Origin of the sequence: Salinibacter pepae (assembly GCF_947077775.1) — a bacterium.
Classification (GTDB): domain Bacteria; phylum Bacteroidota; class Rhodothermia; order Rhodothermales; family Salinibacteraceae; genus Salinibacter; species Salinibacter pepae.
This window is the reverse complement of record NZ_CAMTTE010000001.1, coordinates 2,790,515-2,814,715: the sequence shown is the minus strand read 5'-3', so window position 1 is coordinate 2,814,715 and position 24,201 is coordinate 2,790,515. Positions and strand designations below refer to the sequence as shown.

General features: G+C 68.1%; 23 protein-coding genes and 1 riboswitch. Of the genes, 17 read left to right on the top strand and 6 right to left on the bottom strand.

From position 1 onward, the window contains the following. The first annotated feature begins 21 nt into the window (after positions 1-21). On the top strand, positions 22-270 hold the full coding sequence (locus OJA40_RS11750; protein ID WP_263790448.1) for a hypothetical protein: 249 nt from the start codon (positions 22-24) through the stop codon (positions 268-270). Between the two features lie 17 nt (positions 271-287). Here the strand turns inward: OJA40_RS11750 and OJA40_RS11745 are convergent, their stop codons facing one another. Continuing rightward, positions 288-671 carry a hypothetical protein gene (locus OJA40_RS11745; RefSeq protein ID WP_263790450.1) on the bottom strand — a complete coding sequence of 128 codons (384 nt, stop codon included), beginning with the start codon at positions 669-671 and terminating at the stop codon, positions 288-290. Between the two features lie 539 nt (positions 672-1,210). Between OJA40_RS11745 and OJA40_RS11740 the strand changes: the two genes are divergently transcribed. The 5 genes from OJA40_RS11740 to OJA40_RS11720 all read left to right on the top strand — a co-directional run bounded on the left by OJA40_RS11740 (position 1,211) and on the right by OJA40_RS11720 (position 4,444). Beyond that, positions 1,211-1,603, top strand: coding sequence for a TIGR03643 family protein (locus OJA40_RS11740; RefSeq protein ID WP_263808448.1), 393 nt, complete (start codon positions 1,211-1,213; stop codon positions 1,601-1,603). A 434-nt stretch (positions 1,604-2,037) separates the two neighbouring features. Further along, positions 2,038-2,826: a hypothetical protein gene (locus OJA40_RS11735; RefSeq protein WP_263810758.1), complete on the top strand. Its 789-nt coding sequence runs from the start codon at positions 2,038-2,040 to the stop codon at positions 2,824-2,826. A gap of 46 nt (positions 2,827-2,872) precedes the next feature. After that, positions 2,873-3,280 (top strand): hypothetical protein, encoded by a 408-nt coding sequence (locus OJA40_RS11730; protein WP_263808445.1) that lies wholly within the window; start codon positions 2,873-2,875, stop codon positions 3,278-3,280. 72 nt (positions 3,281-3,352) lie between these two features. Continuing rightward, a complete protein-coding gene (locus OJA40_RS11725) occupies positions 3,353-3,838 on the top strand; it encodes a DUF2214 family protein (RefSeq protein ID WP_263810755.1) in 486 nt (161 codons plus the stop codon). Positions 3,839-4,129: 291 nt separating this feature from the next. Then, positions 4,130-4,444, top strand: a complete 315-nt coding sequence (locus OJA40_RS11720) for a hypothetical protein (protein WP_263790460.1) — start codon at positions 4,130-4,132, stop codon at positions 4,442-4,444. A gap of 102 nt (positions 4,445-4,546) precedes the next feature. On the opposite strand, the gene OJA40_RS11715 is transcribed toward OJA40_RS11720, so the two are convergent. The 3 genes from OJA40_RS11715 to OJA40_RS11705 all read right to left on the bottom strand — a co-directional run bounded on the left by OJA40_RS11715 (position 4,547) and on the right by OJA40_RS11705 (position 7,667). Further along, positions 4,547-5,224 (bottom strand): potassium channel family protein, encoded by a 678-nt coding sequence (locus tag OJA40_RS11715; protein WP_263810754.1) that lies wholly within the window; start codon positions 5,222-5,224, stop codon positions 4,547-4,549. A gap of 129 nt (positions 5,225-5,353) precedes the next feature. After that, complete coding sequence (locus tag OJA40_RS11710) at positions 5,354-6,544, bottom strand: carboxypeptidase-like regulatory domain-containing protein (RefSeq protein ID WP_263810752.1); 1,191 nt, start codon at positions 6,542-6,544, stop codon at positions 5,354-5,356. A gap of 415 nt (positions 6,545-6,959) precedes the next feature. Further along, positions 6,960-7,667, bottom strand: a complete 708-nt coding sequence (locus OJA40_RS11705; protein WP_263809769.1) for a ferredoxin--NADP reductase — start codon at positions 7,665-7,667, stop codon at positions 6,960-6,962. 478 nt (positions 7,668-8,145) lie between these two features. Continuing rightward, a riboswitch (TPP riboswitch) is annotated at positions 8,146-8,268 on the top strand. Positions 8,269-8,353: 85 nt separating this feature from the next. Here OJA40_RS11705 and OJA40_RS11700 point away from each other — a divergent pair. The 11 genes from OJA40_RS11700 (at position 8,354) to ispE (ending at position 21,730) form a co-directional block, all read left to right on the top strand. Next, positions 8,354-9,295: an ABC transporter substrate-binding protein gene (locus OJA40_RS11700; protein WP_263810751.1), complete on the top strand. Its 942-nt coding sequence runs from the start codon at positions 8,354-8,356 to the stop codon at positions 9,293-9,295. Positions 9,296-9,794: 499 nt separating this feature from the next. Next, on the top strand, positions 9,795-10,079 hold the full coding sequence (locus OJA40_RS11695) for a DUF427 domain-containing protein (RefSeq protein ID WP_208426062.1): 285 nt from the start codon (positions 9,795-9,797) through the stop codon (positions 10,077-10,079). Between the two features lie 67 nt (positions 10,080-10,146). Then, a complete protein-coding gene (locus tag OJA40_RS11690) occupies positions 10,147-10,656 on the top strand; it encodes a GAF domain-containing protein (RefSeq protein ID WP_263790475.1) in 510 nt (169 codons plus the stop codon). A 162-nt stretch (positions 10,657-10,818) separates the two neighbouring features. Then, a complete protein-coding gene (locus OJA40_RS11685) occupies positions 10,819-13,365 on the top strand; it encodes an ABC transporter permease (RefSeq protein ID WP_263810750.1) in 2,547 nt (848 codons plus the stop codon). A gap of 42 nt (positions 13,366-13,407) precedes the next feature. Further along, positions 13,408-13,638, top strand: a complete 231-nt coding sequence (locus tag OJA40_RS11680; RefSeq protein WP_011403466.1) for a CPXCG motif-containing cysteine-rich protein — start codon at positions 13,408-13,410, stop codon at positions 13,636-13,638. A gap of 149 nt (positions 13,639-13,787) precedes the next feature. Beyond that, positions 13,788-14,546: a YggS family pyridoxal phosphate-dependent enzyme gene (locus OJA40_RS11675; protein WP_263810748.1), complete on the top strand. Its 759-nt coding sequence runs from the start codon at positions 13,788-13,790 to the stop codon at positions 14,544-14,546. A 181-nt stretch (positions 14,547-14,727) separates the two neighbouring features. Then, positions 14,728-15,924, top strand: coding sequence for a DivIVA domain-containing protein (locus OJA40_RS11670; RefSeq protein ID WP_263810747.1), 1,197 nt, complete (start codon positions 14,728-14,730; stop codon positions 15,922-15,924). Between the two features lie 298 nt (positions 15,925-16,222). Then, positions 16,223-17,080 carry a purine-nucleoside phosphorylase gene (locus OJA40_RS11665; protein WP_263810746.1) on the top strand — a complete coding sequence of 286 codons (858 nt, stop codon included), beginning with the start codon at positions 16,223-16,225 and terminating at the stop codon, positions 17,078-17,080. Positions 17,081-17,188: 108 nt separating this feature from the next. Then, a complete protein-coding gene (gene thrA, locus OJA40_RS11660) occupies positions 17,189-19,666 on the top strand; it encodes a bifunctional aspartate kinase/homoserine dehydrogenase I (RefSeq protein WP_263810745.1) in 2,478 nt (825 codons plus the stop codon). A gap of 176 nt (positions 19,667-19,842) precedes the next feature. Next, positions 19,843-20,802: a homoserine kinase gene (locus OJA40_RS11655; RefSeq protein WP_208426345.1), complete on the top strand. Its 960-nt coding sequence runs from the start codon at positions 19,843-19,845 to the stop codon at positions 20,800-20,802. Positions 20,803-20,875: 73 nt separating this feature from the next. After that, complete coding sequence (gene ispE, locus OJA40_RS11650; RefSeq protein ID WP_208426346.1) at positions 20,876-21,730, top strand: 4-(cytidine 5'-diphospho)-2-C-methyl-D-erythritol kinase; 855 nt, start codon at positions 20,876-20,878, stop codon at positions 21,728-21,730. 136 nt (positions 21,731-21,866) lie between these two features. On the opposite strand, the gene OJA40_RS11645 is transcribed toward ispE, so the two are convergent. Both OJA40_RS11645 and OJA40_RS11640 read right to left on the bottom strand, forming a co-directional pair. Next, positions 21,867-22,409: a hypothetical protein gene (locus tag OJA40_RS11645; RefSeq protein ID WP_263808937.1), complete on the bottom strand. Its 543-nt coding sequence runs from the start codon at positions 22,407-22,409 to the stop codon at positions 21,867-21,869. 225 nt (positions 22,410-22,634) lie between these two features. Then, complete coding sequence (locus tag OJA40_RS11640) at positions 22,635-23,930, bottom strand: metallophosphoesterase family protein (protein ID WP_208426348.1); 1,296 nt, start codon at positions 23,928-23,930, stop codon at positions 22,635-22,637. Between the last annotated feature and the right edge of the window lie 271 nt (positions 23,931-24,201).

Sequence of the window (24,201 nt, the reverse complement as noted above, 5' to 3'; positions counted from 1 at the left end):
CCTGACCGTCTTCCAGCAACCATGCAGCGACTCATTCAGTCGGAGCTTGCCCGCCACCTGAACGTGCGCCGGGCCGCCGTGGCGCGGGCGACGCGCCGGGGGGCGCCCTGCGAGGGCTATCCCGTAGCCGCGTGGGCACTGCGACGCGGCCGTCAGGTGCTCTACGAAGTGCCCGATGAGGCGATGTCGAACATCAAAGAAACGGACACGACGTACCTCAAGAGGCAGAGCCGGGTCCTGAGGGCCTTCATGCGGGACCGGCAGGAATGACACCTCCGGACTGGGTGTTACGGCCCCCACCCCGGATCGGGGCCCCACTCCAGAATGGCCGTCCACACCCGACCGATCCGCCACAGCACCTCCCCGACCTCGTCGACCCCCGCCGGCCCAAAGGCCCAGATCCCCCCGGCGATGATGACGAGAACCGCGGTGGTCTCGCCCCAGGACGCCTGCACCCACAGGGCCACCAGCATGCCCAGCCCGGCCCCCAGTGCCACGAACAGCATGCCGGCCCGGACGGAGGCCACGCCGGCTCGTCCCCCCGCCCAGCCCCCACGGGGCGCCGGCAGGCGGGACTCGCCGCCGAGCAAAAGGCCGCCGAAAAAGAAGAGAAGCAGGCCGATCAGGCAAAAAATCGCGCCGTAGGTGAGGGCGCTGCGGACGTAGTTCACGGTGAATGAGGTCTGATGACACGAAGGGAGTCCCCTTAAAGACTTCCGCTGAGCGCCCCTCGGGGCCTCCCCGTCCGGAAGGCGGCAGCCCCAGGGCACGGTTTGTTTTCGTCTTTTGTCTTCGCCCTTCAAATGCACATGCAGGCTGCCGGTCGTCTCGTTCAGCGGATACCCGGAACCGGTCAGGGACGATGCCGATCCGGGAGACGGATCAGGCCCCCCTCCTGGGCTGCGCCCGCCAAACGGTAGACAGCCCCGCTCAATCGACGGGAGCGGATCCGCGGCGCCTGGGTCGACCGCGCAACCTTTCGACCTTGTTACTCTCGGGTCCAGGCCCTGGGCGAATCGATCGTCGTGCCGTCCATGTCCAAGTTGATGAGTTGTCCCGCCCGATGGACGGCACAGATACGCTTCGGCTCGAGGGCCGTCCGTTTCCCGTCAGGTCCCCAGTCGCCGTCGGCTGAGGGGAGCCGTCGTGCCGCGCCTTTGAGGTGGGCCGTTTCGCCACGTATGCTCTACGTTGAGATTTCTCGCTCGCCATGGGCGTCCAAAGCGACCACAACCTCTCGGATGAAGACGTGTCCCACGTCATCGGCATGGCCTGGAAAGACGACGTGCCCTTCGAGGCCATCGAGGCGCGGTACGGACTCGACGAAGAGGCCGTCATCGCACTGATGCGCGCCCGACTGAAGCGGTCGAGTTGGAAGCTCTGGCGCGAGCGGGTCAGCGGCCGCCCGTCGAAGCATGCCGCCCGACAGTCTCTGACCGACTCGGTCAGCAAACGCCCCCCCGGTGCCCGTTCGCTGGAGCCCCTCGACGGACCGAATTCCCCTGCAGATCTGGGGGATGGGTCTCCGTTTCGGGACCGTCCGGGCGACACGGACGACGCACCCGATGTCCCCGAGAACGACGACCCGGACCCGGACGGGTAGCAACCGGCGGGACGCGAGACGCTGATGGGCCGTTCAGCACCCCTTCCGAAGGCGACTCGTCGCGGGCCGACCGCTTCGTTTTTCGCACAGGCGGGCACACCGTCCCCCAGCAGACGAGACAGAATCTGCCCGTCTGTTCTAGACGCCGCCCCGTCACCGTCCCGAGCGCCTGCCCGGCCGTTGGCACTGTAGAGCCACCTCCCCGGGCAACAAGCGTAATAAAGATGATAAAAGGGTCTTCTTTTGATAAAATAGGCGAACCTTCGCCTCTTTCGTGCCGAATGACTTCCTGCAAGGAGGCGACGGGCGCAGGGATTCGGGGCTGGGGACTTCGGCACCGGTCCCCTCGGCAGCGGATGGCATTTGCCGGTCCGGGCGTGGGCGTCGGTCGTTTCTCTCTGTCTCAACAACTGGTCACAGATGCCTCCGTGCTGATGTACCGGATGACACCCCCTGCCTGCTCGTCCGCACGCCCGCGCTTTCTCCTTCTCCCCGCCCAGGCGCTCCTCGTCGGGGGCCTCCTGCTGGCTGCCGCCGCCCCCCCAGTGGTCGCGCAGGACGGGCCCACGGCGGATGCGGGCGAGGCGCCCGAGGAGCGCAGCTACGTAGCCATCGGCGTGAGCGGTACTGATCTCGGGCCGCTCAACGACCGCCTGTCCGCCAACGGCTACCCGACCTTCTCCACAGAGCTGCTTTCCATCGGCGGAGGCACGTACCGTGTCGTGGCGGGTCGTATTCTGCTGGGGGCTGAGCTGAACGGCCTCCTCGCCCCAAATCAGGGGTTTGAGGGGCGGGATGTCTTTCTCGGGGGCGGGTACGGGCTGTTGTCGCTGGGGTATTGGATTGAGCCGACCCCTCGGCTGCGCGCGTTCCCGACGGCGGGCGTCGGGGCGGGCGGCCTCCTGCTCAACATTGGGGACGACGGCTCGACCCATTTTGACGATGTTCTCGCCGACCCGGACCGGTCCGCCACGCTCAGCACGGGGAGCCTGCTGGTGAGCCTAGGGGCGGGGCTGGAGTATCAGTTCGGCACGCCGGGGGGCGATGGGCTTCGTCTCGGCCTGCGGGGCGGCTATCTGCTCTCCGCCCTCAGCTCCGACTGGCAGCTCGGGCAGAGCCGCCTCGGGGGCGGCCCGGACGCCAGCATGCAGGGGCCGTTTCTCCGCCTCACCGTGGGCGGGGTGAGGGCGGCGCTGGGCGACGCAGCCGGCACCAAGCAGTGAACGCGTCCGACGAGGCGCCCAACGATCTCCCGCCTCCACGATTGGTATGCCTGATCTCCCGCTCGTCTCGCATGTCCTCCCGGCCACACTCGCCCTGCTGGTGTACGTGGGCGCTGGTCTCGGGTACGTGCTCACCGCACCTGGGGGCGGCGGGAGCGACAGCACCGGCGGCCCACCACTGTGCTGCGCGGCGCTTGAGCACTACCTTGACACGCATTCGGTTTCGCCCTCCATCGAACACGCCCTGCGCCGCGGCACGGTGGCGGTGGGCATGACCCGCCGACAGGTGATCTTGCTTCGGGGCGTCCCCCGGGCCTACGCGTCCGACGGCGAGCGCCCGCTGCTGATCTACGACGCAGAGGACACTGCGACGCCGTCCTGGCTCCACGTTCGGTTCGAGAACGGGCGCGTCGCATCCGTGCGGCGGGTGCCGGCGGCCGGAGTGCCGGCGTAGCGGGCCGCCGGGGAACCCTGTGGCACATTGGGCATGCCCTCGCACTTGTTTTTCGCCAATCTGCGTATGCCGATGGCCCTCTGGTCCTCCGCGCTCGTGCTGTACCTGCACATCCTCAGCTTCATGCTCACCTACGCCGCGGTGGCGGCCGAGTACGCCCTGCTGCGCGGCCCCACCGATGCCGCCACGGCCCGGTCACTGGGCACGGCCGACCTCGTGTACGGAATTGCCGCCGTCGGCGTGTTCGTCACCGGTGCGGTGCAGGTTCTGTACTTTGGAAAAGGGTTTGCCTACTACATGCAAAGCCCGGTGCTGTGGACGAAGGTCGGGCTGTTTACGCTGGTCGGCGTGGCGTCCATCTACCCCACGCTCACGTTTCTGCGGTGGCAGGCCGAGCTCAACGGCGAGGACGTGCCCGTTCAGAACCTGTGGGGACTCTCGATTCCCTCGCGTTCAGCCGCTCGCAACGGGAGGTTGCGGGGCACCGTCGGGCTTGAACTCGGCCTGCTGACCCTCCTCCCCCTTCTCGGCAGCGCACTGCACTACGGGCTCGGCTGAGACGCCGGGGGAGCTCGGCCCCCACCCGGTGACGATGCCGCGTGCGCCCACGCCCCCTCTTGCCGGCAGGTTCGCACGGTCGCCTCCGACATTTCTTCCACATCACACCGGAAGGGAGGCGCGCATGGACAGACCACCGGGCCGTTCTCATTTAACGTCGCACACATTTTGTGGACCAGAACCTCCTGCCCCAGCGGCATAGATTCCTGGCAGGTGCCTGGCAGCTGGCCGCGGGTCCCAATGACCGCAGTCGGGCGACTGCTCCACGCTCCCCCACAGACCAACAGGCCGATGGACGACACAGACTCTATCCCTTCCCGCTCCGATCTTTTGGACCAGTTCGAGCGACTGTTCGGAAGCCGGACCCCTGACTTCGAGCGGCAGGCCGAGAAATTACAGCAGCTGCGCCGCAGAGTGAGCGAACAACGAGGCGAGCAGTTCGCAGAGGAGTGGTACGAGGTGTACGGCAGCCCGATCGAACTGGGCCGTCTCGCCCATGCCCGGTGGACGGAGCTGAGGCCCAATACGAAGCGGCACGTCGTCGATGAACTCCAGTTGGCGGACCCGGTCGGGGAGGGGATGAACTACCTTCCCGCGTCGGGTTAGCGAGGCGCGGGGCCACGAGTGTCTCTGGGCACCAGCCGGGAGCAGAAGAGGAACAGCCGCCCCTCCGCCCCCACTGAGCGGTGTGTCTCGGCGGCCTCGGCGCTAGCCGACCAGTCGTCTCCGCGCCTCACGGGCCACGCCGGGGGCCGCCACAATCAGGTACCGGTGTCCCGGCACGAGCTCGGTGCCGGGCTGGGGCACCTCGTCGTTGGTGACGTCGAACACGACGTGACTCTGATCCGGGAGCGCGGCGGCATCCAGCTGCTTGCCGGCAGCCGGGGCCTCCAGGGCGACCTGAACCTCCGCCACGTCAAGGTCGCCGGTAACGTCCTCGAAGACCCGCGTGTCCCCGGTCAGGATTTGATTAACCGCGGACTTTGCCCCGGCCCGTTCCGGGTAGACCACCCGGTCAAAGAACGTGCCCTCCTCGTCGAGCTGATCGGGCCGTTCGATCCGGGCAACCGTGCGGATGTCGCCGGTGAGGTGCTTGACGACCGCACAGATTGCAAAGTTTGTTGCTCCGGTCTCCGTGAGGGCAGCGAGGACATCGGCCCGCTTGGGGTCGGCCTGCGCCAGCACCTTCGGGTCTGTGGCGTCCCCTTCGATAACCGTCGCCCCCAGCGCCTGCCGGGCGTCCTCGACGATGTCCGGGTCCTTGTCGATGAGATACGCGTCGTGGCCCTGGTCTCTCAGGACCCGGGCCGTCCGGTGCCCGACGCGCCCGGCCCCGGCGATGATGATGTGGAGATCCTCCGAGTCTGGGGTGGAAATGGCAGTCATGTGGGTGGATGGGCTTCTGGTAGATGCGAGGACGCGCGGCGGGCCGCGTGCCGTGAGGACGTGGAATCAAGATCCCCACGGGCTGTATTCGTCGCCTCGGAGAAGGGTTTCGGCCGCCCGCATCGGCGCCTACTGCGGACGGTACCCCTTTGGCACTTGGTCGGCCACCCGCTCGAACCCGAAGTATCCCGATACCGTCACGCCGTACCGCTCCACGACTTCGCCCTTGTAGTCGACGGTGGCCGGGCCCCGCTCCAGCCAGAACTGGGAGGTCTGGTAGCGGGGCGCCCGTCCGCCCCGGCGCCCGGTGCGCTCTTCCCGCCAGGCCGAATAGGCCTCACTTTGCTTCTCTCCGAGGTAGATGACCTCGGCCGCCCCCTGAAAGTCAAGAATGTGCTCGTCCGGCCCGTCTCCCTCGGTCATGATGTCGCCCACCTCGATGGACATCCGTCCGCCCCCGGAGAAGCCCGATCCAAAGCCGCCGCTCCCCGGCGGGCCCGACGACGAGCTGCCGGGGGGGCCGCCCGGTGCGTTCTGGCGGTAGAACAGCTTGAAGCCCTGTTCCTCGACCCGACCCTCAATCATGGCGAGCATGAGGTGGTGGAAGGACCCGAGGAATGCCTCCCGGCGGGCCTTCTCCCACTCCGCCTCCTGGGCCGGGGTGCCCTCCAGTTCTTCAAAGAACGGCTCCCCATCGTACTGTGTCCGCCGCTGGGTGACCTTGAAGTCCTCCAGGTGGTACTCCACCCGGTAGCCGAGGGCCTGGTTTTCAATCACGATGGGGCGGGCGGCAAAGGCGTCCAGCGAGCCCAGGCCCCCGTCGAAGCTGAGCACCTCCCGGTTTCGGATGTTCGCCTGCTCCGCGTTGGGGGTTTCGCCAAGAAAGGCCGACTTAAATCGCTCGAAGCGCCGCTGCCACTGCTCGTCCCGCTCGGCCTCGACGACGACGCCCTCTCCTTCCAGGACCGTTTCCGGCAGCGCAAACTCGAACCGATACGGCCTCGCCTCCCGCAGGTTGAGGCTCCGGGACGCCGACTCGTACCCCACGAAAGAGACGTACAGCTGCTGCGCCCCGAGCGGCACGCCCGTGAGCCGAAAGCGCCCCTGGTCGTCGGTCGTCGTCCCCCGCATGCTCTCCGCGATGAAAACGTTCACGTCCGACAGGGGGGCGCCGGTCGCCGAGTCTACGACGGTGCCCACCAGGGTGGCCCGTCCGCGTGCAGGGGCGGGCTGCTGGGCGTTGGCCGCCTGCCCGGCGCCAAGTAGCGCACAGAGGCAGAGGAAGAAAGCGAGATGGGGCCCCCCTGTGACACGACGCATGGGACGAAGGCAATCCGGAAAAGAAGCAGTGTAGGTGGGACAGACGGAGTCTGCTCTCCATGGCGTGGGCGAGGACAATGGGCGCCCATCTCCGGCCGCGCACTCATCCCCTGATCGTGTGTGCCCGGCGGGGACAGGGCGTTACAGGGGCAGGGCGTTACAACTGCGCCAGGGTTACAATTGCGCCGAGGCAGGAGACGCATCCGCTCGGGCAGCGCCTTCGTCGGAGCCACACCCGCGGGGAGATCCACAGCCTCCATGGTCGGGAGCCGGTCCGGTTTGGGTCACCGGGACCACCGTCCACAGCGGGACAGGTGGTAAAGCACAGCGGCAATCCGAAGCGACGGGGGTGGAAGCCGGGTCGGAAGCCACACGGCGGATGTGAGGCGACGGGCTTCCCAGGGAGGCACGCAGGCTACACCGCGTCGCTTTCCCAGCCCTCGGTGAAGATGCGGCCGTCGTCGACGCCCTCCTCCTGCAGCATCTCTTCGCTGTCGACCACCATCGGGGGGATCCCGCAGATGTAGTAGTGCGGGTCCTCGAAGCGCTCGTCCACCACATCGCCCAGGTGGGTCTGCACGTGCCCGGTCGGCCCGTCCCAGTCCTCGTCGGACAGGGAGTAGAGCACCTCCAGATTCTCGTGGTCGGCGGACAGGTGGTCGAGGGTCTCCCGGTACATGATGTCCTCCTGCGTCCGCTCCCCGTAGAGGAACGCCGCCCGGCCGCTGCCCTCGCTCAGGTACTGCTTGAGCATCGCGATCATCGGGGTGATGCCCGTCCCGGTCGAGAGGAACACGACATCTCGGTCCAAGTCGCGCAGATGGAGGTTGCCGCTGGGCCGGGTGACGGTGACCTGGTCCCCCACCGACCGGTCGTGCATCCAGGTCGAGGCCGTGCCGCCGTCGTAGCGCTTGATGCCGAGGGCCAGGGCCCCGGTGCCCGGCAGGTTGACCGGCGTGTAGGGCCGCCCGACGACGTCTCCGTTCTGCTCAAACTTGATCACGACGTGCTGGCCCGGCTGGTAGGCGAAGGTGTGGTCCCCCGCCTCAAGGATGAACTGCTTGACCCGAGGGGTCATCTGGTGGATGGAGGTAAGCGTGGTCTCTAGCGTGTCGGAAGCCATGGGGGACGGGTTCTTGCGTTGGTAGAGTTCAGAAGGGGAGTGCAGGCCGCTTTACATCGAGGATGATGGTCGGCAGACCGCAGTCCGGATGGGGTGGAAACGTACAGAAGGGGCGGCGCAGGGCCGACGTACGAGACTGCTTCCTTTAAAAACTGGAAACGGGTTCTTGTGGGTTTTTGCTAGAAGGAAGCAACGGGGGACGGCCGGAAAGATTCCGGGGGCGGGCGATTTTGGTTGCTTAGTTAAGTTGTTGTGTCTCAGTCCGCCTGTCACGAGGAGGCATCCGCTGAGCGTTCCCGGCAGGGTGGCGACGGCGTATGGGTTGAGGGGACGTGGCGTGGCGTCCCCAAACGAATTCCCCTGGCCGCCCTCCACAGGGCCCCCTGTACTGTAACAGGATCGCCACGCCCCACTGCTTGCAAAAATTTCCGCCGGGTGGGCATTGACGTCGATTCGGGCACCCCTTATGATACGGCCGTACATGCGCTAGGGGTGCTTCGACACCTGTGCCTGTGGTCAGTGCAGTGCAGTCGAGGCTGAGATCACACCCTTTGAACCTGACCCGGTTCGCACCGGCGTAGGAACTCGTCTTGGCCCGTCCCGCTCTTCACCCACGGCCGTGGGCAGGGGAGGCACTGCTGGCGCTTCTTTTCTCGTCAATCGCCAGCACAACCTCCGTTCCCGAAATGGACACGATTCGCCTGGGGCTCGAGTGGTTCTTGAACCCGGATCACACCCCCCTTCTTCTCGCCAAAGAACACGGCTGGCTCGAAGACGCCGGCCTGAACCTCGAGGTCATTGAGCCGGAGGAGCATCTCGACGCCGTCACCGCCATCGAAGACGGCGACATGGACGTGGCGGTCACCGAGCCGCTCCACCTCGTTGAGGACCGCGCCGCCGGCCGACCGGTCGTCGGCTTCACCCGGTTCCTGCACACCAACGGCGGGGTGATGTACCGCCCCGACGCCGGCATTGAGCGCCCCCGCGACCTCGCCGGAACACGCCTGCAATATCCTGGGGCCCCCGGCCCCGGCGGCCCCGCGATCGCCGGTTCGATGGTGGCGGCCAACGGCGGAACGTACGACCCCGACGCGTTCACGCCGGTCGACTACGGCTTCTACCACACCGACGCCCTGGTCGACGGAGAGGCCGACGCGGCCACCCTGGCCTTCTATAACTTCGAGCTCGTGGAGGCGGCCCAGCGGGGCCTCGACGCGGAGTTTTTCGCCCTCAAGGATTGGGGCATCCCGGACTTCTGCCAACTCGTCTTGATCAGCACGCCCAGTCGGCTGGAGGAGCGCCGAGACGCCTTCGCCCGCCTCGTGGACGTGCTGCGCCGTGGGATCGACCTTCTGCACCAGCGCCCGGCGGAGGCGCGGGCCGTCTACGCGCGGCGCACCGGGGCGGACCTCGACGACGCACAGACCGACGCGATCTTTGGGGCCACCCTGCCGTGCTTCACGTACGACCTGTCGATGACGGCCCAGTACTACGGGCAGTTGGAGGCCTGGATGGCAGGTCGCGACCTGATCGACGACCGCCCCGGGAAGGAGGCGTACTGGACGAACGCCCTCGCGCTCCCCGGGCCGGGAACGCCGTCGCAAGAGACCGCGGCGGCCCTCAGATGAAGCGCCCGCGCTTTCACGAAAAAGGGCGCGAGCGTCGACCCGCCAGCTCGTCGTCCGCCGTGCGGCCCCCCTCCGTCCTCAACATGCCCGACCGGGCGGCGTACGACGCGCTGTCCAACGAGCAACAACGACGGGGGATCGACTGCACGCTTCCGTTCTTCTACGGACCGGCCACGCTGTGGATCGGGTTGGGATCGTGGGCATGCTGCCCCCCAAACGTCAGTCCTCGTCGTGGCCCTCGTGATTGCCGGCGTCGTGGAGGGCGCCATGGCCATTCGTTTCCTGCTGCTGAGGGCGCCCTGGAAGGTCCGCACGCTTCGGGACGCCTCTCAGGACCAATCACGGCAGGGGCGGCGCTCCCCCCTGACACTGCAACAACTTCGACACGACGGGGCACCTGTGGACCGCGGGCCCGTAACACCTATGCTATCAAAGACACCCCGTGCCTTGCAAGACGAGGACCATCACGTTCACTTCTGATCACAACCGACCGCTTACCATGAAAGCCACCTGGAACGACATCGTTCTTGCCGAGAGCGACGATACCGTCGTCGTTGAAGGCAACCACTACTTCCCGCCCGCGTCGTTGAACAAGGACTACTTTAAGAAGAGCGAGCACCGCACCACCTGCCCGTGGAAGGGCAAGGCCCACTACTACGACCTGGTGGACAACGGCAATCGCGCGGAGGACTCCGCCTGGTACTACCCGGATCCGTCCGACGAGGCCTCCGAGCTCAAGGACCACGTCGCCTTCTACACCAGTCAGGTGGAGGTGACGGAGTAGCACTGCCCCTCGCGGTCCGCCCGTTGGGCCGTCCCTGACTACGTTCACACACGACCGCCCGCCCCAGATGCCTTCTCCTGCCTCCCCCGCCACCGCATCGGACAAAGCCGAGCGCTACGCCGACACCCGTCGCCGCATCGACGCGCTGCTGGACGGCCCGACCGACTGGGTGTCGGCGATGGCCACCGTGGCGTGCGAACTCCACCACTCGTTCGGCCACTACGACTGGACCGGGTTCTACCGGGCGGTGTCCGATGAGACGCTGCTCGTGGGCCCGTATCAGGGCCCGCACGGCTGCCTCCACATCGATTTTGGCCGCGGGGTGTGCGGGGCGGCGGCGCGGACCCGCGAGACGCAGCTGTGGCCGGATGTGTCCAAGGCCCCGGACCACATCGCGTGCCAGTCGTCCACCCAGTCGGAAGTCGTCGTGCCCGTCCTTACGCCGAGCGATGACCTGCTGGCCGTGCTCGACGTCGACTCCGACACGCTCGGCGCGTTCGACCCGACCGACCGGGAGCACCTGGAGGCCCTGTGTCGGGACCTCGGCGAGCAATTCGGCGACACAGAACTGAGGTAGCCCTTGGAGAGCTGAGACAACCCTTGGGGCGGCCCCCCGTCCCCAGCGGGCGTTGTGAACCTCGGCCGTGACACGTGGCCTCCGGCGCCACACGTCGGGCCTCTTCCGGCTCACGTCTTGCCCTCTCCTCTCGCCACTTTCCTGACGCTTTTCAGAGCCCGAATGAGCGAGAACGTCCCGTGGATTCTCAAGATGGCCTGGCGCGACAGTCGCGGCAGCCGCACCCGACTGGCCCTCTACCTCTCTGCTATGGTGCTGGGCGTGGCGGCCCTCGTGGCCATTCGGGGCTTCGGCGAAAACCTGACGCGGACGGTCGACCGGGAGGCGAAGACGCTCCTGGGGGCCGACCTGAAGATCGAGAGCGATGCGCCGTTTCGGGACTCCACCGAGGCGCTCCTCGACTCGATTGGCGGCACCCAGTCGCGCCGCATCTCGTTCGCGTCGATGGCCTACTTTCCCGCCACCGGCGGCACGCGGCTCTCCGCCGTGCGGGCCGTGGAGGGCGGCTTTCCGTTCTACGGCGCCTTGGAGACGCGCCCCGGCGACGCGGCGGCCCGCTATCAAGCCGAGGACGGCGCCCTCGTGGACGGGGCGCTCCTGCGCCAGTTCGGCGTGGAGGTGGGCGACTCCGTCCGCATCGGGGACACGCAGTATCCCATCCTCGGGGAGCTGAAGCAGGCCCCGGGCGAGTCGAGCTTTACCTCGGCCGCCAGCCCCCGCGTCTACCTGCCCCGCGCCCGGCTCGACACATCTCTCTTCGGCCGCGGGAGCCGCGTGGAGTACGAGGTGATGTTCGAGTTCGCGGAGACCCGCGACCTGAATTCGTTGATCGCGGGGATCGACCCCTACCTGGACCGGCACGACCTTGACCTCGATACTGTGGAGGAGGCGGCCTCGGGCTGGCAGGACGGCCTCAGCGACCTGTATCGGTTCCTCGGCCTCGCCGGCTTCGTGGCGCTGCTGCTGGGGAGCCTCGGCGTGGCGAGTGCGGTGCACGTGTACGTCCAGCGCCGCCTCACCTCGATCGCCGTCCTGCGCTGTCTGGGGGCGAAGGCCGGGCCCACGTTCCGCATCTACCTCGCCCAGGCCGGCGTGCTGGGCCTGATTGGGGCCGGCCTCGGCAGCCTGCTCGGCGTGGCCCTGCAGGCCTTCGTGCCGCGCCTCCTGGCCGACTTCCTGCCCGTTGAGGTCGCCTTCGCGGTGTCGTGGACCGCCGTGGGCCTGGGGCTGGTCGTCGGGCTGGGCGTGACGCTGCTCTTCGCGCTGTGGCCGCTGCTGGAGGTGCGGGGCGTCTCGCCGCTCCAGGCGCTGCGCACCGAGGTGGCCCCCTCGACGGGAGGCTGGCGCGACCCCGCCCGGTGGGCCGTGGCCATCGCCGTGGCGGCCACGGTCTCGGGCATCGCCGTGCTCCAGGCGCCCACCTGGGAAATTGGGCTCGGCTACGCCGTCGGCGTGGGCGCCGTGTTCGGGGTGCTCGCCCTCGTGGCCCGCGGCATCATGGCGGGCGTGCGCCGCTTTTTCCCCACCTCCTGGTCCTACCCCTGGCGGCAGGGCCTGGCGAACCTGTACCGGCCCCACAACCAGACCACCGTGCTGCTGCTGACGCTCGGCCTCGGTGTCTTTCTCATCACGACCCTCGTGCTCGTGGAGCGGACCCTCCTGGAGCAGATTCAGGTGGCCGGCGGCGAGAACCGCCCCAACCTCGTGATGTTCGGCATCCAGAACGACCAGATCGACGGCGTCCGCAACGCCGTGGAGAAGGCAGGCGCCCCGGTCCTGGCCAGCGAGCCCATCGTGACGACACGCCTGCAGGCCCTGCAGGGCCGCGCCCTCGAGGCCCTGCGGCAGGACTCAACGGTCAACGTGAGTTGGGCCTACGAGCGCGAGTACCGCGTCACGTACCGGGACCACCTCACCGAGAGCGAAACGGTCGTGGCGGGCGAGTTCGTCGGCTCCGTCGAGGGCAACCCGATGCAGTCCGGCGAGGCCGTTCCCATCTCGATGGAGCAGGAAATGGCCCGGGAGGAGCTCAACGTGGGCGTCGGCGACACCCTCACGTTCGACGTGCAGGGCCGGCCGGTTACGACCTACATCTCCAGCCTGCGCGACGTGAACTGGCAGCGCATCGGCACCAACTACTTCGTGGTCTTTCCCGAGGGCGTGCTCGGGGCGGCCCCACAGACCCACGTCCTGCTCGGGCGCACCCCGAACGACGACGTGGCGGCCGCGGCGCAGCGGAACGTGGTGCAGGAATACCCGAACGTGTCCGCCATCGACCTGTCCCTCATCCTTTCCACGTTCCAGGACCTCTTCGGGCGCCTCGCGTACGTGATTCGGTTTATGGCCCTCTTCAGCGTGTTCACGGGGCTTATCGTGCTGGCCGGGGCGGTGGTGGTGAGCCGCTACCAGCGGGCCGAGGAGAGCGTCCTTCTGAAAACGCTGGGCGCCTCGCGCCGCACCGTGCAGACCATCATGACGGTGGAGTATCTCTTCCTCGGGGCCTTTGCGGCCGCGACCGGCCTGCTGCTGGCCCTGGCGGGCGCGTGGGGGCTTTCCTACTTCGTCTTCGAAGGGCCCTTCGTGGTCGCGCCGCTCGTGCTTCTCGCGGCGTTCGTCCTCGCCGTGCTCGTGACCATCGCGATTGGCCTCTGGAACAGCCGCGGCCTTTACGACCGCCCGCCGCTCGACGTGCTGCGGACGGAGACGTAAGGGCCCCTGTGTGGCCTGGCCAGTGGTCCCCGGCCCCTGCCCGTGGCCCCTCCCACTCGCTATTCGTTCCCCAACGCCCCTCACGCCGTGAACGTCCGCGAGCAGTCATTTACGTGCCCGCACTGCTGGGAGACGACCGCCGTGCTCGTCGACCCGTCGGTCCGCGAGCAGACCTACATCGAGGACTGTGGCGTCTGTTGCCGCCCCCTGCGCGTCCACATCGTCGCACAGGGCGGCCGCGTCGTGTCGTTCGACGTGCAGCCGACCCAGTAGCCACGCGCCGGGTTTGCACGCGAGGCAGGGTGCCCCCGCCCCGGACGCACCCAACCGCCGGGGGCGCCCGCACCGGATCATGCGCGCCCACCCCCGAATACCAATACCCGGCTCGCAGACGCTTCGCAACACGCAACCTTGTCCCGCACATGAGCAAGATTCCGGACGCCACGCCGGAGGTGGAAGCCCAGATCCGCCCCGAAGCCGTGACGGAACGCGTCGAGTCCATCCGTGAGCGCATCGCTCAGGCCTGCGGGCGGGCCGGGCGGTCCCCCGACGAGATCACGGTCGTCGCCGTCTCCAAAACATTTCCGATGCAGGCCATCGAATCCGGCGCGGGCGTGGGGCTGGAGCACTTCGGCGAAAACCGGGCCCGGCAGCTTCGCGACAAGGCAAAGGCCCGCCCGGGCGCCGTCGAGGGCGGCGACGTGAAGTGGCACATGGTGGGCCATCTGCAGAGGAACAAGGCCAAATTCATTGCCCGCCACGCCGACTGGTTCGACGCGCTCGACAGCCCCCGCCTCGCAGAGGAGCTCAACAAACGGGCCGCCAAGAACGACCGCGTGCTCCCGTGCCTGGTGCAGGTCAACATTACGGGCGACGACCAGAAGTACGGGCTCGACCCGTCCGAGACGCACGAGTACCTCGACCACTGCGCCCAGTACGACCACCTTGCCGTCGAGGGCCTCATGGCCCTCGGCTCGTTCGTGGACGACCCCGAAGACGTGCGGGGCGAGTTTCAGAAAATGCGGGAGCTGTTCGACACCTACGACGCGTCCGGCAACCCGCAGGTGGAGATGACCGAACTCTCCATCGGGATGAGCAACGACTTCGAGGTGGCCATCGAAGAAGGAAGCACCATGATCCGGCTCGGCACATCGATCTTCGGGCCGCGCGACTACGACTAAGCCGGCCTCCCCCCTCTCAGAGACCGGGGTGGCCCGAAACAGTGTTCGGGCCGCCCGGTGCACACAGGGTAAACCTCGGAGCCTCCCTGCTTCGCGTGGCGGATCGCACAGGACAAGCGGTTCGTCCCGCGCGGTCGCCCCCCATTGCTGCACGTGTCCCCCGATCCAAGCCGCAGTCGCCATGAACCTCACGCCGCTCGACATTCGAAAGCGAGAGTTTGACCGGAGCCTCCGCGGGTACGACCCCCAGGAGGTCGACGCGTTTCTCGACATGGTGGCCGAGCAGTGGGAGGACCTCGACGACGAGCGCCGCCGCCTGAAGAACAAGGTGGAGGAACTGCAGAGCCGAATGGACCACTACCAGGAGGTCGAGGAGGCCCTCCAGCAGGCCCTCGACCAGACCCGCAAAAACGCCGAGGAAACGCTCCAGAACGCCCGCGAAAAGGCCGATCGCATCGTGGAGGACGCCAAGGCGGAAGCGGCCGATATCGAGCGCGACGCCGAGCGCATCGTGGAGGACGCCCGCGACCAGGCCCAAGAGATCAAACGCGACGCCGAGACCGAGCGCGAGCAATTGAAAGCCGACATCCGCCACCTCCAAAACCGGCGCACCGAGGCCGTCGCGCGGCTGCGCGGCTTCCTCAACTCGGAGCTTGAGGTGCTGGAGGCGTACGACCGGGAGGACGCCCCCTCCGATCCCCCTTCGCCCGGAGCCGCGGAGCCGTCGACCGACGAGGCCGCGTCGCCCGAGCCCGAATCGCCGGCCGGCCCCGGAGGCCCATCCGGCGCCCCCTCCGCTCCGGATCTGACCCAGGCGGACGACGAGGCCGCCGACAGGGAGCCGGCCGCCCCGGATGCCGCGTCGGTCGACGACGCGGACGCGTCCGAGGCGCCCCCAACCGTCGACCCATCCACGGCCCCGTCCACAGACGCGGACGGTCCCGCCTCGCCCGACGAGGACGTTCTCGCCGAAACCGAGCCGCTGACCGACGCCGACGCCCCGGCCGAGGAGTCTCCAGAGGAGCGCGCCCCGTCGGAGGTGTTCACGGACGATGTCGCGAGCGAGGCCGCCCCCACGCCCCGCTCTTCCTCGGAGCCGGACGCCCCGGCGGAACAGCCCTCTTCCGAACCGGAGGCCCCTGAAGACCGTCCCCATGGGCGGGACGAACAGTCCGCCCCCCAGGCCGACGCGCCGGGGCAGCAAGCCGATGCCCCCTCCCAATCGAACCAGGACGCACACGCCGCCCCCAACGCCCAGGCGTCCGACGCCGACCAAACCGACGAGTCGAAACAGAAAAGCCGCTCCGGGGACGACCCGGACGCCACCTCCGAGGAGATCGAGAAGATCTGGAGCATCCTCGAAGACATGGAGGACTAAGTAGACACGCAAAAGACCCTTCCCAACAAGTCATTCCGGGCGCAGCGAAGCGGGGTCGAGACACGAGCGAAGCGACTGATGAAATCAATCTCTTCGAAGATCAGCAGAAGCGGCTTTCGGGCCGGTATATGCCCCAATCAGCGTTCGCGCTGGACCCAGTAAGATTCGTCGACTCGCTTTTTCCTCCGGTCGTCGGTCGCTCAGAATGACTCTCGAATAAACGTATTTCTGCGTGTTTACATAGTCCCGGGTCGTCTCGCCCTCCTCCGCGCCACACTGCTTTCAATCCGCCCTCCGCATGTCTACGGCCGCCGACGCCTCCGCCCTCACCGCCGACGGTACCGCCGCGTACAAACAACAGGTCAACGCGGCGGCCGCCGCCCTCCCCGACCTAGACGCCTCCCCCACCGTTGCCATCATGCGCGACGTGGACCTCGACGATGTTCTTCAGGCGGGGACGGTCGAGCACACGATTCCGTACGCCAATCTTCCGCACTACCCGGCGTCGGACGGCACGCTCACGATCGGTACGCTCGGCGGGACCCAGGTCGTCGAGCTGGACCAGGCGTTCCACCTCTACGACGGACACACGCCCCGGGAGGTCAGTTTCCCCGTGCGCATGCTCGCCACCGCGGGCGTCGACTCGCTCTTGCTGGCGGCCCCGGCCGGCAGCGTCACCGCACAGGCCAATCGCGGCGACCTGATGCTGCTGACCGATCACATCAATTTTCAGGGCCAGAACCCGCTCGTTGGGCCCAACGTGGAGGAGTGGGGCCCGCGCTTCCCCGACATGACCGCCCCCTACGACGCGACGCTCCGGCGACGGGCGAGCGACGCGGCCCGGAGCGCGGGCGTCCCCCTGCGGCAAGGCATCTACATGGGCCTCCTGGGCCCCCATCACGAAACGACCGCCGAGCACCGGATGGCCCGTCGGCTGGGGGCCGACGCCGTGGGAACAGGCGTGGTGCCCGAAGTGCTTGCGGCCCGCCACATGGGCGTGCACGTCATGGCCCTCACGCTCCTCACCGCGCAGCACCTGGCGGAGGAGGATGGCGCCCCGTCCTCGGAGGGCCCTTCCCTCCAAACGGGCCGTTCCCAGCTCCATCGCCTCCTCGTGGCCACCGTCGCCGCGAACGAGCAGGTGGGGTCCCAATAAACCCTCCCCCGCCCGTCTCGGCCGCACAGGGACGACCGGCGTTGTTCTCTTGCGGGTCGAGGCTGAAGTCGCCCGCCACGGGTCCACCCCCCTAATTCGCCTCCTCGTATGGAATCGTCTGTGGAATCGTCCGCCCCTGCGCCCGCCAGCTGGCGGGTTCACAAGTTCGGCGGCACCAGCCTCGCCGACCCGGCCCGCATCCGGCACGTGGCCGACCTGCTCGGTGCCCACCCCCCGCCGGTCGCGGTCGTTGTGTCGGCCATGAGCGGGGTGACCGACCGCCTGCTTGCCCTCGCCGAGCAGGCCCACACCGACGCCGACGGACTGTCCGATCGCCTTCAGTCCCTGCGCGACGATCAGCGGGCCGTGGTGACCGATCTGCTGGACGGGGACGCCGCCGCCTCCGTGCTCCGCACGCTGGACCAGGACCTAGACGACCTGGCCGACGTGCTTCGGGCCACCCGCCTCATGGGCACGGCCCCCGACACGACCCGCGACCTCGTGGCCGGGTACGGCGAGCTGTGGTCCGCCCGCGTGCTCGGGGGGGTGCTGCGCCATCGGGGGCTGTCGGCCGCCGTGTGCGACGCCCGCGAGGTGCTCGTCGTCACCCACGAGGAGATGGGTCCGGTGGTCGACTGGGAAGCCACTCAGGAACGGTTTGCCGACTGGCGGGCCGCGCACGACACCCCCGACGTGATCGTTGCCACCGGCTTTATCGCCACCACGCCCGACGGGGTGCCCACCACCCTCGGGCGGAACGGCTCGGACCACTCCGCCGCCCTCTTCGCGGCGCTGCTGGAGGCGGAGGCCCTCACGATCTGGACGGACACCGACGGGGTGATGAGTGCCGACCCGCAGTACGTCCCCGACGCGCGCCGCCTCGACGCCCTCTCCTACGAGGAGGCCATGGAGATGGCCTACTTCGGGGCCGGCGTCATTCACCCGCGCACGCTGTCGCCCGCCGTCGAGCACGAGATTCCGATCACGATCCGCAACACCTTTGCGCCGGACCGGCCCGGCACCCGCATTCACCTCAACGACGACGGCGCGTCGGTCGTGAAGGGCTTCTCCACGATCGACGACGTGGCCCTCCTCAACCTGGAGGGCAGTGGCATGATCGGGGTGCCCGGCATCGCGCGGCGCCTCTTCAACGCGCTGGAGGAGGAAGGGGTGTCCGTCATCCTGATCTCGCAGGGCAGCTCCGAGCACTCAATCTGCTTCGCCGTGCCCCAGGCCCAGGCCGAGGTCGCCCGTGAGGCCGCCGAGCACGCCTTCTACGCCGAGCTGGACCGCGGCCAGCTCCGGACGGTCGAGCTGGTGCCCCACTGCAGCATCCTCGCCGTGGTGGGGGACCAAATGGCCGGCACGCCCGGCGTCGCCGCCACCTTCTTCGGGGCCCTGGGCGAGGCCAGCGTCAACGTGCGGGCCGTCGCCCAGGGGTCCTCGGAGCGCAACATCTCCGCCGTGGTGGACGGGGACGACGCCCGCCGCGCCCTACGGGCCGCCCACGCGGGCTTCTACCTCTCGAAGCGGACCCTGTCGATCGGCGTCATTGGCGCCGGCAACGTCGGCGCGGCCCTGCTCGACCAGATTCGCACCGAGGCCGGCCGGCTCCGCGACCAACAGGACATCGACCTTCGCGTGCGCGGCATCGCCGCGTCGTCCCGCATGCTCCGGGCCGAGCAGCGCCTCGACCTCGAAACGTGGCGGGCCGACCTGTCTGCAGGAGAGGCGACCGACCTCGACGCCTTCGTCGACCACGTACAGACCGACTATCACCCGCACACGGTGATCGTCGACTGCACCGCCAGCGCCCCCATCGCCCGGCGCTACGAGGACTGGCTGGAGCGCGGCATCCACGTGGTGACGCCCAATAAGAAGGCCAATACCGACACGTGGACCACGCACCAGGCCCTGCAGGCCGCCAGCCGGGGGCCCGGGCCCCAGTATTTGTACGAGACGACCGTGGGGGCGGGCCTGCCCATCCTGCAGACCCTCAACAGCCTCACCGAGACGGGCGACCAGGTGCACCGGATCGAGGGCATCCTCTCCGGCACGCTCTCGTACCTCTTCAACGCGTTCGACGGCGACCGACCCTTCTCCGCCATTCTCCGTCAGGCCAGGGCGGAGGGCTTTACCGAGCCCGACCCCCGCGACGACCTCTCCGGCATGGACGTGGCCCGCAAGGTCGTCATCCTGGCGCGCGAAATGGGCGTGCCGCTAGAGCTGAACGAGGTGTCCGTGGACGGGCTCGTGCCGGGGCCGCTCCGCGACGGCTCGGTTGAGACCTTCCTGGACCGGCTTCCCGAGCACGACGCGGACATGACGAAACTCCTCCGGGACGCCCGGGCCGAAAACCAAGTGCTCCGGTTTGTGGGCGGCGTCACGCGGGACGGCGACGCGTCGGTGCGCCTGCGCCGCTACCCCGCCGACCACGCCTTTGCCCGCATCAACCACACGGACAACATCGTCCGCTTTCAGACGGACCGGTACGACGAGACCCCCCTCATCGTGCAGGGCCCCGGGGCCGGCCCCCAGGTCACCGCGGCGGGCGTCTTTGCCGACCTGCTCCGCCTGATGTCGTAGGTCGGGCGTGATTGCATGTGGGCGTCTGGGCGCACGTGCAGACAAACCAAAAACAGATGAGTGGGAGCGTAGGAGGCGGTTGCGGGAGCAGAACGGACCATTCTGAGGTTTGTAAACCCAATTCCGACCTCAGAACTTCCCCGCCGAAAGAGATGAGACAATGATCAGATCAGACAATGAAAAGTGAGGTGACCGTCTTCGCCCCTGCCTCCATGGGGAATGTGGCCGTGGGGTACGACGTGCTGGGGGGGGCCCTCGACGGCCTCGGCGACCGGGTGACGGTGCGGCGGCTCGACGACCCGACGGTGCGGGTTGGCTCCATCACCGGGCGCGTCCCCGACCTGCCCACCACGCCCGCCGACAACACGGCCACCGTCGCCCTGCAGTCTCTTCGGGACGCCACGGGCATGAGCGGCGGCTTCGAGGTGTCCATCGAGAAGGGCATCCCACTCGGGTCCGGGCTTGGGGGCTCGGCCGCCTCCGCCGTGGGCGCGGTCGTGGCCGGGGCCGAGCTGCTTTCGGCGTCCTGGTCGCGGGCGGCGTTGTTGCCCCACGCGCTGGCCGGGGAGGCCGTCGCAAGCGGCGACCTGCACCCCGACAATGTCGCCCCCTGTCTGTTCGGCGGCCTCGTGCTCACCCGCGAGATGGACCCCCCGGACGTAGTGCCGATCCCGGTCCCCTCCGGCATCCGCTGTGTCCTCGTCCACCCGGACCGGGTCCTCCCGACCCGGGAGGCACGGGCGTGCCTGCCCGACACGATTCCGCTGTCCGAGTCGGTCCGGCAGACGGCGCACCTGGGCGCGTTCGTGGCCGGCTGCTACCGCGACGACCTCGCGCTCATCGGGCGCGCCCTGCGCGACCTGATCGTGGAGCCCCACCGGGCCGCGCTCGTTCCCGGCTTCGCGGACGTGCAGGACGCGGCACGGGCGCACGACGCCCTGGGCTGCTCGCTTTCGGGCGCCGGCCCCACCCTGTTCGCCTGGTGCGAGGGGCCCGATCAGGCCGAGCGCGTGCGGGACGCCATGGTCGAGGCCTTCGCGCAGCACGACGTGTCCACGGAGGCCTGGATCTCCCCCATTCCCTCCAAGGGGGCCCGTGTCGCCGCGCGCCCCCCTGCCGACTCGCAGTCGTCGTAGGCACGGGAAGACAGAAGGGCAGCCCAAATCTACACTGCTTCGCGCGTTTTCTCACCGTCCCGTCCCCCGGTCGATGCCCCTCGTCCAAGATGCCCCGGCCAAGATTAACCTGGGCCTCCACGTCCTTCGTCGGCGCCCCGACGGGTACCACGACATCGAAACGATCCTGCACCGGATCGACTGGGCCGATACGATTGCCGCGGCGCCCGCCGACGCCCTCTCCCTCACATGCTCGGACCCGTCGCTCCCCACAGACAGGGACAACTTGTGCCTGCAGGCGGCCCACCGGCTTGCGGCGGCGTGTGACGTGCCCGCAGGCGCCGACCTTCACCTCGAGAAGCGGGTGCCGTACGGCGCCGGCCTGGGCAGTGGATCCAGCGACGCCGCGGCCACACTCCGGCTCCTCGCGCGGCTGTGGGACGTGGACCCGTCTCCCGACGTGCTCCGACAGATCGGACGCACGATCGGGGCCGACGTGCCGTTTTTTCTCCAGGATGCGCCGGCCGCCTACGCCACCGGGCGCGGCGACACGCTTTCGCCACTTTCCAAAGACGGCACATCGTACCGCCTGCCGTTTTCTCTACTCATCGCCGTGCCGTCTGTCGCTGTCGCCACCCCCTGGGCCTACGACCGGGTCTCCCCCACAGAGGCCAACCGGCCCGACCTACGGCGTCTCGTGCTCTCAAATGACCTATCCCGTTGGGGACAGGTTCTCACCAACGACTTTGAAGCGCCCGTAGCGGCGGCGGAGCCAGCGGTTGATGCGACGCGAGCGGCGCTGCAGGAGACAGACGCGGCCTGCGTTTCCCTCTCCGGGTCCGGCAGTGCCGTGTACGGGCTTTTCGAAGAGACGGCCGCAGCCCGGGCGGCCCTTCAGTCACTGAAGCCGCTGGACCTCCGCACCCACCTCATGCCGGCGCCGAACTGATCTCGGGCGCAACCGGGGGGCTGGTTTGGCTGTTTGGCCGGAACAGGTACAGAACGGGTGTTCCCTCGGAAGCACTCCCCCCAGAGCGGTACGGCGGACGGCGTGGGGCCGGGACCACGAAGGACGTCAGCCGCCGTCAGATGCGGCTGTAATACTGGTCGTCGTCGTCCCCTTCGTCGTCGACCATGTAGTCGTCCGAGGGAACCTCAAGATAGGCCATGAGCCAGTCGAGGGCCCAGACCTGCTTCTCGACGCCGTCCCAGTTGTATCCCTTTTCGATCCGGTCGGTCACCTCTTCCCAGTCGACCGTCCAGTCCTCGTAGACCTCAAAGGCAAAGTGGTGATCGTCGGTCTCGAAGTGAAAGGCTCCCTCGCCGGGGTCGTAAATGGTCGTAGAACCGTCGTCCTCGCGGGCAAGCTTGGCGCCGAGCACAACCAGGGGGACCTTGAAACGGTAGTCCATCTTCTCGACCTGCTCGGCCTGGCTGATCAAGAAGTTGGCCAGGGTTGCACAGCCATCGCTCACCTCCATGGCCGCTTGGGCCGCCTGGTAGGTGGTCGGGTCGGCGTCAACCTTGTCGAGGGCCGCCTCAACCAGCGGCCACACTTCGACGGGCTCTTCCTCCTTGGTCGTGTCTTCCTTTCGCGGGACGACTACAGTACGATTTTCGATATCCACGGGTGTTTGATGCGTTGATTGCGAAACTGTCCGTACGCCCTGTACAGCCGTACGTCCCCAGTTTCGAGCACGGAATGAATAATGGGATGTCCATAACATGGAGGTAGGTGGGCGAACATTCAACCGTGCCTCGGGGCGATGGTGTCAATTACAGATTCGGCACGATCGCCTTGGGGGTAAGAAGAGGCTCACGAGTCGCCTTAGGTGCCCGGTGGGGAGCGGTGCTCACCCAGGGTTCGCCTCGTCGGCCTCCAGCCCCGCCTCGAGCGCCAGGGCCGTCTCCACGAGGTCCTCCTCCAGTCCGGACAGCTCGTCATGCTGCCCCACGTACTGGCGCACCGCCTCTTCGAGTCCGGACTCGCGCGTGACGGCCGTCCGGCGCTTGCGGTCGGCCGGGTCTACCGTGCGTTCGATCCCGGCGACCGTGTCGGCGGCCGCAAGGGCCTCCCGGAGCCGTTCAGGGTCAACCTGCGCCACCTGCTCCTCCCGCACGCGGTACCGGACCCGCACGATGGCGTCCGCGACATCGCGCTCTTGGATCGCCGCCAGCACCTGCTCGGTCGGGGCGTCCGCGTCCCGGGCGTCGACCGAAACCGCGACGAACGGGCGGGCCGGCGTCTCCACGAAGGTGGTCTGGGTCCCCGGGTCGCGCGCCGGGTCGATGTCCACCAACTGAACCCCCTTGTCCTCCTGGGCCTCATTGAACGTCACGCGCTCGATGCTGCCGGAATACACGACGGGGGGATGGCCCTCCTCGTTGCGATTCTGCGGCCGGTGCACGTGGCCCAGGGCCACGTAGTCGATGGGACGCACGGCAAGCTGCCCCACGGTAAACTTCGGCTCCGACGCGATCGTGGTGGTGTGCTCCGAGCCGGACAGGGCGGCCCCCTGCACGGTCACGTGTCCCGCCAGTACGGTGGGCACGTCGGGCGACAGGGCGTGCTCGGTGCCCTCGGGCGTGATGCCGGTCTCCTCCTCCATGATCTCGGCGGCCCGGCGCTGGACGTAGGTCACGTAGTGCTCCTCCACGAACTGCCGAATCTCATCCGGCGACATGCGGCGGTACTCGTCCCTCGCAAGAATTTGGCTGCGGATGGGCCAGGGCAGCGGGATGAGTTGAAGCGGCCCGCTTTTCGTGTCGAGGACCTGGACGCTGGGCGCCGGCTTGCGGTAGCAGTGGACCGCGCCGGCGATGTGGTCGAAAATGTCGAGCGACGAGGCCCGGCCAAACGTGACGGGGTGGTCGTGATTGCCCACGATCAGCACGACCGGAATGTCCGCGTCGGCGAGGGGCCGGAGGCACTGGACAAAAATGTCCTGCTGTGTGGGGGTGGGGTCGGCGGTGTGGTAGGCGTCCCCACAGAACAGAAACGCGTCCACGTCGGCGTCGAGGGCGCGCTGGACCACGGCCTCCAACGAGCGCCGCACGTCGAGGAGCCGCGTGTTCAGGCCCGTGTCCGGATCGCGCCGTCCGTGCGTCTTGAACCCCAGGTGGATGTCCGCGGTGTGCAGCAGCGTCACAGTGTCGAATTACGAATTTCGAGGGACGAATGGGAAGGGGACCATGCCAGGACGCACGATCGAGAGGTCCTTCAAAGCCACGAAGGACGCGTCGTTCTGAGAGGGCTGCCGAACAACCGAAGCACCCGGAGCGCAGCGAAGACGTCTTTTCGGAGTGAATCTCTTCACATCCGGCGTTATCGCCCCACCCGAGGAGGTCTATCGGCTCCGCTTCGCACCCCGGGAGTCCGCGGTCGCACTCGCGCTCAGCACTCTGCTTAAGACGCCTCCA

What these genes read in the sequence shown, in the direction of transcription:
- OJA40_RS11750 (WP_263790448.1), top strand. Translation starts at nt 22, where the DNA reads ATGCAGCGACTCATTCAGTCGGAGCTTGCCCGCCACCTGAACGTGCGC.
- OJA40_RS11740 (WP_263808448.1), top strand. Translation starts at nt 1,211, where the DNA reads ATGGGCGTCCAAAGCGACCACAACCTCTCGGATGAAGACGTGTCCCAC.
- OJA40_RS11735 (WP_263810758.1), top strand. Translation starts at nt 2,038, where the DNA reads ATGTACCGGATGACACCCCCTGCCTGCTCGTCCGCACGCCCGCGCTTT.
- OJA40_RS11730 (WP_263808445.1), top strand. Translation starts at nt 2,873, where the DNA reads ATGCCTGATCTCCCGCTCGTCTCGCATGTCCTCCCGGCCACACTCGCC.
- OJA40_RS11725 (WP_263810755.1), top strand. Translation starts at nt 3,353, where the DNA reads ATGGCCCTCTGGTCCTCCGCGCTCGTGCTGTACCTGCACATCCTCAGC.
- OJA40_RS11720 (WP_263790460.1), top strand. Translation starts at nt 4,130, where the DNA reads ATGGACGACACAGACTCTATCCCTTCCCGCTCCGATCTTTTGGACCAG.
- OJA40_RS11715 (WP_263810754.1), bottom strand. Translation starts at nt 5,224, where the DNA reads ATGACTGCCATTTCCACCCCAGACTCGGAGGATCTCCACATCATCATC.
- OJA40_RS11710 (WP_263810752.1), bottom strand. Translation starts at nt 6,544, where the DNA reads ATGCGTCGTGTCACAGGGGGGCCCCATCTCGCTTTCTTCCTCTGCCTC.
- OJA40_RS11705 (WP_263809769.1), bottom strand. Translation starts at nt 7,667, where the DNA reads ATGGCTTCCGACACGCTAGAGACCACGCTTACCTCCATCCACCAGATG.
- OJA40_RS11700 (WP_263810751.1), top strand. Translation starts at nt 8,354, where the DNA reads ATGGACACGATTCGCCTGGGGCTCGAGTGGTTCTTGAACCCGGATCAC.
- OJA40_RS11695 (WP_208426062.1), top strand. Translation starts at nt 9,795, where the DNA reads ATGAAAGCCACCTGGAACGACATCGTTCTTGCCGAGAGCGACGATACC.
- OJA40_RS11690 (WP_263790475.1), top strand. Translation starts at nt 10,147, where the DNA reads ATGCCTTCTCCTGCCTCCCCCGCCACCGCATCGGACAAAGCCGAGCGC.
- OJA40_RS11685 (WP_263810750.1), top strand. Translation starts at nt 10,819, where the DNA reads ATGAGCGAGAACGTCCCGTGGATTCTCAAGATGGCCTGGCGCGACAGT.
- OJA40_RS11675 (WP_263810748.1), top strand. Translation starts at nt 13,788, where the DNA reads ATGAGCAAGATTCCGGACGCCACGCCGGAGGTGGAAGCCCAGATCCGC.
- OJA40_RS11670 (WP_263810747.1), top strand. Translation starts at nt 14,728, where the DNA reads ATGAACCTCACGCCGCTCGACATTCGAAAGCGAGAGTTTGACCGGAGC.
- OJA40_RS11665 (WP_263810746.1), top strand. Translation starts at nt 16,223, where the DNA reads ATGTCTACGGCCGCCGACGCCTCCGCCCTCACCGCCGACGGTACCGCC.
- thrA (WP_263810745.1), top strand. Translation starts at nt 17,189, where the DNA reads ATGGAATCGTCTGTGGAATCGTCCGCCCCTGCGCCCGCCAGCTGGCGG.
- OJA40_RS11655 (WP_208426345.1), top strand. Translation starts at nt 19,843, where the DNA reads ATGAAAAGTGAGGTGACCGTCTTCGCCCCTGCCTCCATGGGGAATGTG.
- ispE (WP_208426346.1), top strand. Translation starts at nt 20,876, where the DNA reads ATGCCCCTCGTCCAAGATGCCCCGGCCAAGATTAACCTGGGCCTCCAC.